The sequence below is a fragment of the Actinokineospora enzanensis DSM 44649 genome (assembly GCF_000374445.1).
In the GTDB taxonomy this organism is placed as follows: Bacteria; Actinomycetota; Actinomycetes; order Mycobacteriales; family Pseudonocardiaceae; genus Actinokineospora; species Actinokineospora enzanensis.
Genome location: NZ_KB894404.1, coordinates 269632 through 276215, shown reverse-complemented (window position 1 = coordinate 276215; position 6584 = coordinate 269632). Strand labels below are relative to the sequence as shown.

At 71.9% G+C, this 6584-nt stretch carries 5 protein-coding genes; 3 read left to right on the top strand and 2 right to left on the bottom strand.

Features of this window, described 5'->3' with window-relative positions:
* Positions 1-301 precede the first annotated feature (301 nt).
* Positions 302-613: a hypothetical protein gene (locus tag C503_RS37790; protein ID WP_018680909.1), complete on the top strand. Its 312-nt coding sequence runs from the start codon at positions 302-304 to the stop codon at positions 611-613.
* Between the two features lie 57 nt (positions 614-670).
* On the opposite strand, the gene C503_RS0103960 is transcribed toward C503_RS37790, so the two are convergent.
* Positions 671-1699 (bottom strand): GDP-mannose 4,6-dehydratase, encoded by a 1029-nt coding sequence (locus C503_RS0103960; protein ID WP_018680908.1) that lies wholly within the window; start codon positions 1697-1699, stop codon positions 671-673.
* A gap of 335 nt (positions 1700-2034) precedes the next feature.
* On the opposite strand from C503_RS0103960, the gene C503_RS0103955 reads away from it, so the two are divergent.
* Entirely contained in the window at positions 2035-3777 is a 1743-nt protein-coding gene (locus C503_RS0103955; protein ID WP_018680907.1) for an ABC transporter ATP-binding protein, read from the top strand.
* 73 nt (positions 3778-3850) lie between these two features.
* Complete coding sequence (locus tag C503_RS0103950) at positions 3851-5758, top strand: ABC transporter transmembrane domain-containing protein (protein WP_018680906.1); 1908 nt, start codon at positions 3851-3853, stop codon at positions 5756-5758.
* On the opposite strand, the gene C503_RS0103945 is transcribed toward C503_RS0103950, so the two are convergent.
* Positions 5751-6440, bottom strand: coding sequence for a helix-turn-helix transcriptional regulator (locus tag C503_RS0103945; protein ID WP_156892944.1), 690 nt, complete (start codon positions 6438-6440; stop codon positions 5751-5753). The genes C503_RS0103950 and C503_RS0103945 overlap by 8 nt on opposite strands.
* Between the last annotated feature and the right edge of the window lie 144 nt (positions 6441-6584).

Sequence of the window (6584 nt, the reverse complement as noted above, 5' to 3'; positions counted from 1 at the left end):
TTCGAGTCAACCCATCTGCGAGACTGACGGACACCGACCCCGTGCGATGCGCGCGCCGCCCGCCCCGCGACCGGTCGTCCGGGGTGGACGGATCACCTCGGTGCTCCCGATGGCCGCCTACGGGCCCGTCCGCGCGTGACCCAGTCCGCACACCATGGTGGGAGTCTCGGGCGGAACCGCCCAGGTGATTCCCTAGTGGTTCCCCGGCGGGCACGGGCGGCGATCACTGGGGATTTCCGGGCGGCGGCGGGCGCATGATCACCGCGACCGAGCACGACCGCAGGCCCCGGGAGGGCTTCCCGTGACCATCATGTCGAACGACCGCACGGCCGATCCCACGATCGACGCCACGATCCATCCCCTGTCCGCACCGGTGGGGACCGACGACCACCCCGAGTTGGACGAGCTCGACGAGCGCATCATCGCGCTGGTGCTGCACCGCGCACACCGCGCCCGGCACCACCACCAGGCCCGGCGTGCCGCGGGCCTGCCCGCCGTACGGCACTCGGCGGAGTACGACATGGTGCGGCGGTACTCGGCCCGGCTCGGGCCGCAGGGCGCCCGGATCGCCGCCGCCCTGCTCGCGCTGGCCAGGCCGACCGAACCCGGCTGAGCCCGGTGCCCGACCGGGTCCGGCCGGGTCCCGCCGGGCCCGGTCGCGGGCGAGCCGTCACCAGCCGACGGCGACCTGCAGGTCCTCGTACTCGCGTTCCCTGGACACCTGGCGGATGTCGGCGTCGACCATCATCCGCATCAGCCCGGCGAAGTCCACCGTCGGCGTCCAGCCCAGCTCGGCCTCGGCGCGCCGGGCGTCCGCGCAGAGCGTCTCCACCTCGGCGGGCCGCACCAGGTCGGGGTCCACCACGACGTGGTCGCGCCAGTCCAGGTCCACGTGCTCGAAGGCGATGCGGGCGGCGTCCCGGACCGAGTTCATCCGGCCGGTGCCCACCACGTAGTCGGTGGGGCCGTCCTGTTGCAGCATCAGGTGCATCGCGCGCACGTAGTCGCCCGCGAAGCCCCAGTCCCGCACGGCGTCGAGGTTGCCCAGCGCCAGCTTGTCCTGGTAGCCCAGCTTGATGTTGGCGACCGCCCGGGAGATCTTCCTGGTGACGAACTCCGCGCCGCGGCGCGGGGACTCGTGGTTGAACAGGATGCCGGAGACCGCGTACATGCCGAAGGACTCGCGGTAGTTGCGGGTGATGAAGTGCCCGTAAGCCTTCGCCACACCATACGGACTGCGCGGGTGGAAGATGGTCTTCTCACACTGCGGGCTCTCCGTGACCATGCCGAACATCTCGGAGGAGGAGGCCTGGTAGAAGCGGATCTGGCTGCCGCCGTTGCGCGAGCCGTTGAGGCCGCTGACGATCCGGATGGCCTCCAGCACCCGCAGCACGCCCATCCCGTTGACCTCGGTGACCAGCTCGGGCTGCTGCCAGGACATCGGCACGAACGAGATGGCGCCCAGGTTGTAGACCTCGTCCGGCTGCACCCGGTCGACGGCGGCGACCAGGCTGCCCTGGTCCATCAGGTCGCCGTCCACGAAGTACAGGTCGGACATCAGCCTGCTGATCCGCGACCGCCGCGGGTTCGCCTGCCCCCGCACCAGCCCCCATACCTGGTAGCCCTGCGAGAGCAGCAGTTCGGCCAGGTAGGAGCCGTCCTGCCCGGTGATGCCGGTGATCAAGGCGCGCTTGGACATGTGCTTCCCTTCTCCGCCGGGACCGGGGCCGGTCCGCGGGCACGTACCGCGTGGGTGATCGCGCGGCCGCGGCGGGAACGGCCGGGTCGGTGGCGCGGGCGCGGTCGTCCGGTCGCGCGTCGGTCCGCCATCGTCCGGCCGGGGTACGGACGAACGGTCGCAGCAGGCTCGCGCACTGTCAAAGGGAGCAAACGAAATCTAGGGGATGTCCGAGAACCGGCGACGCGGACGGGTGGGAACTCTAGTGATTCCCGAGTGCCGGGCGCCGTGGACTGGACCCGACGACTCGGGCGAAATGAGGCGACGGTGGTCTGTGCCGACCAAGGGCGTGCCGGGTGTTGATCCGGCTGCTGCGCGTCCACCTGCGGTCACGCCGCAGAACCGTCGCGTTCCTGCTGCTGTTGCAGGTCACGCAGACGGTCGCGGGACTGCTGCAGCCTGCGATCACGGCGGCGATCGTGGACGAGGGCGTGGTCGCGGGCGACACCGGGTTCACCCTGCGCGCGGGCGCCCTCATGCTGGCGGTGTCGGTGGTGCAGATCGGCTGTCACCTCGGCGCGGTGCGCCTGGGCACCCGGACCGCCGCGGCGCTCGGCCGGGACCTGCGCTCGGCGGTGTTCCGGCGGGTGCGGTCGTTCTCCGGGCGTGAGGTCGCGCGGTTCGGCACGCCGTCGTTGCTCACCCGGACGGTGAACGACCCGCAGCACGTCCAGGCGTTCGCCGTGGTGCTGTTGACCGTGGCGGCCGCGGTGCCGATCACCTGCCTGGCCGGGATCGCCCTGGCGCTGCGGCAGGACGTGCCGCTGTCCGGGTTGGTCGTCGGGATCGTCCCGGTCGTCGGCGTGGTGATCGGCCTGATCCTGGCGCGCATGTACCCGCGCTACGACCGGATGCAGAACTGCCTCGACCGGGTCGGCCGGGTGCTGCGCGAGCAGATCACCGGTGTTCGGGTGATCCGCGCGTTCGTGCGCGACGCCCACGAACGGGAGCGGCTGCGCGCGGCCAACACCGAGCTGCTCGGCCTCTCGCTCGCCGTGGGCAGGCTCAACGCCACCATCTACCCGGCCGTGCTGCTGGTGATGAACGTGTTCAGCGTGGCGGTGATCTGGTTCGGCGGCCTGCGGCTGGAAGCCGGGGCGATGCGGTTCGGCGCGGTGATCGCCTTTCTCGGCTACCTCGCGCTGATGCTCATGTCGATCGTGCTGGCGACGTTCGTGCTCCTGGAGGCGCCCCGGGCGGCGGTCTCCGCGCGGCGCATCCGGGAGGTCCTGGACACCGAACCGGGTGTCCCGCCACCGGCGGTCCCCGTCGTCCCCGCTTCCCGCGCGGGCCGCGTCGAGCTGCGCGGCGTGGAGTTCCGCTATCCGGGAGCGGACGAGCCCGTACTGCACGGGATCGATCTCGTCGCCGCGCCGGGCGAGACCGTGGCGGTGATCGGCAGCACCGGCAGCGGCAAGACCACGCTGCTCGACCTCGTCCTCCGGCTTTCCGACGCCACCGCCGGTTCCGTGCTGGTCGACGGTGTCGACGTGCGCGACCACGAACCCGCCGACCTGCGCCGGACCGTCGGTCTCGTGCCGCAGCGGGCGCACCTGTTCTCCGGTACGGTCGCGAGCAACCTGCGCTTCGGCGAGCCCGACGCCACCGACGCCCGGCTGTGGCGGGCGCTGGAGGCCGCCCAGGCGCGCGAGTTCGTCGAGCGGCTGCCCGGCGGGCTGGCCGCCCCGGTCGCCCAGGGCGGCGCCAACCTGTCCGGCGGGCAGCGGCAGCGCCTGTCCATCGCCCGGACCCTGCTGCGCCGACCCGGGATCTACCTGTTCGACGACTGTTTCTCGGCGCTCGACCACGCCACCGACGCCGCGCTGCGACGAGCGCTCGAACCGGAACTGGTCGACGCCACGGTCATCCTGGTGGCCCAACGCGTCGACGCCATTCGGGACGCCGACCGGATCGTGGTGCTCGACAAAGGAAGCATCGTCGGTATCGGCACGCACGACGAGCTGCTGCGGGACAGCGAAACCTACCGGGAGATCGTCCACTCCCAACTCACGCCGCGGGAGGCCGCCGATGTCGGGTGACCGGCACCAGGGACCCGGTCCCGATACCCCGTCCGACGAGACCGCGCCCCCGAGGTCCACTGCGGACACACCCGTGCGGCGCCTGGTGCGGATGTTGGGCCCGTACCGGCACCTGGTCGCCTGCATGGTGGCCATGGGCACGGTGGGCGCGGGGCTGAACCTGCTTGGCCCGTTGTTGCTCGGGCGGGCGACGGACGTGATCTTCGCCGGGGTGGTCGGCCAGGGGCTGCCCGCGGGCGCGTCCCAGGCCGAGGTCGTCACCCGGTTACGTGCCGAGGGCCACGACACGCTCGCCAACGTGGTCACCACGGTGGACCTCGTGCCCGGACAGGGCATCGACTTCGGCCGACTGGGTGGCGTGCTGGCGATCGCGCTCGGGTTGTTCGTGGTGGCCTCGCTGTTCGTGCTCGGCCAGGAGCGGCTGGCGGCGACGATCGTCCGCCGGGTCGTGTTCGATCTGCGCGAGCGGGTGGCCGCGAAGCTCGCCCGGCTGCCGCTGGGCTTCTTCGACCGGCACCCGACCGGCGACCTGCTCAGCCGGGTCACCAACGACGTGGACAACCTCCAGCAGGTGCTCCAGCAGACCCTGAGCCAGCTGCTGACCTCGGTGCTGTCGATCGTCGGCGTGCTCGTGCTGATGTTCGCCATCTCGCCGCTGCTGGCGGTGGTCGTGCTGGTGGGCGTGCCGGTGGCGGGAGCCGTCGCGGCGCGGACCACCCGCCGCGCCCAGCCCGCGTTCGCCCGGCGGTGGGACGCGACGGGCGCGTTGACCGCGCACGTCGACGAGGTCTACACCGGACACTCGCTGGTCCGCGGGTTCGACCGGGGCGAGCAGGTCGAGCGGGCCTTCGACGAGCACAACGCCGAGGTGTTCGCCGCGGGGTCGCGAGCGGAGTACCTGGCCGGGACGATGGAACCCTCGATGGTGTTCGTGGCCGGTCTCAACTACATCGCCGTGGTCGTGGTCGGCGCGCTGCGGGTGGCGAGCGGGTCCATGTCGATCGGCGACGTGCAGGCGTTCATCCAGTACTCCGCCCAGTTCGGCCGCCCGGTCGCGCTGGTGGCCGAGATCGCGGGTCTGTTGCAGTCGGGTCTGGCCTCCGCGCGGCGTGTCTTCGAGGTGCTGGACGCGCCCGAGCAGGAACCGGACCCGGTACGCCCGGCCCGTCCGGCCCGGGTGCGCGGCCGGGTCGAGTTCGACCACGTGTCCTTCCGCTACGACGCCGACACCCCGGTGCTCCAGGACATCCGTCTCACCGTGGAACCCGGCCGGACGGTGGCGATCGTCGGCCCGACCGGCGCGGGCAAGACCACCCTCGGCAACCTCCTGATGCGCTTCCACGAGGTCGACGATGGTCGGATCCTGGTGGACGGCACGGACATCGCCACCATGACCCGCGACGAGCTGCGCGCCGGGATCGGCCCGGTGCCGCAGGACGCCTGGCTGTTCCACGGCACCATCGCCGAGAACATCGCCTACGGTCGGGCGGGCGCGACCCGGGACGAGATCGTCGCCGCCGCGCGCGCCACCCAGGTCGACCACTTCGTGCGCACCCTCCCCGACGGCTACGACACCGTGCTCGACGACCGGGAAACCGGTCTCAGCGCCGGGGAACGCCAGCTGGTCACCGTGGCGCGGGCGTTCCTGGCCGATCCGGCGATCCTCGTGCTGGACGAGGCCACCAGCTCGGTCGACACCCGCACCGAGGCGCTGGTGCGGCGCGCGATGAACTCCCTGCGGGCGGGCCGGACCAGCCTGGTGATCGCGCACCGGCTGAGCACCGTGCGGGACGCGGATCTCATCGTGCACCTGGAGAACGGGCGGATCACCGAGGCGGGCACGCACACCGCGCTGCTCGCCGCGGGCGGCGCGTACGCGCGGCTGCACGGGGCCCGGTTCGGCGCCGACACCACCGATCCGGCCGATACCGATCCGACCGACAGCGCCGACCCCGACCGGGTCCCCGGCCTGGTCACCTGACGAACTCGGGGTCCACCCGGGGCGGCCAGGCGCCCGCGGTCAGCACGCCCATGGTGTAGGCGCGGGAGACCAGCGCCGCACGGTTGGACACCTTGAGCTTCTTCAGCATCGTGCCGACGTGGTACTCCACGCCCTGCCTGCTCAGGTGCAGCTTGATCGCCAGGTTGACCGTGGACATGCCACTGGCCACGCCCTCCAGGATGCGGGCGTTGAGCGGGGTCAGCACCTTGCGCCGGGACGACCGGCCCGCCGCCCCGCCGGGGAACGCCTCCCACTGCAGCATCACCACGATCGCGGTGACCACCACCTGTTCGCGCACCGCGACCGCGGTCAGCTGGGCGGGCAGCAGGCCGTCGTCGGCGTGCACGCCGAGCACCCGCTCCACGACCCGGTCGGAGCGGCCCTCCACGAGCCGGACGAACTGGTGGTGCAGGTGGCCGTGCGCGCCCTGGTGCACGAAGTCGAGCAGCTCGCGCCCCACCGGCGCGTCGCCGCCCGCGCCGAGGTCGCGGCGGAACTGCTCGTTGGCGTCCAGCACGCGGAGTCCCATGTCGACAGTGGCCATGCAGATGCCGGACCGCGCGAAGAGCGACTGGTAGGCATCCGCGTGCTTGCTCACCGCCACCGGGGCCACGTAATCGACCAGCTCCGGCACCGGAGGCGTCAACCAGGGGCGAGACATGCGAACCCGTCCTTCCAGGGGAAGTCTGCCGAGAATTCGTCACATGACAAGATTGAACGTGGCGGCCGGACCCGTGGTCGCCGCACACTTCGTCCCTCGCTGGTGACACTATGAATCCGCGCGGACACTGTCAATCACCGGTCA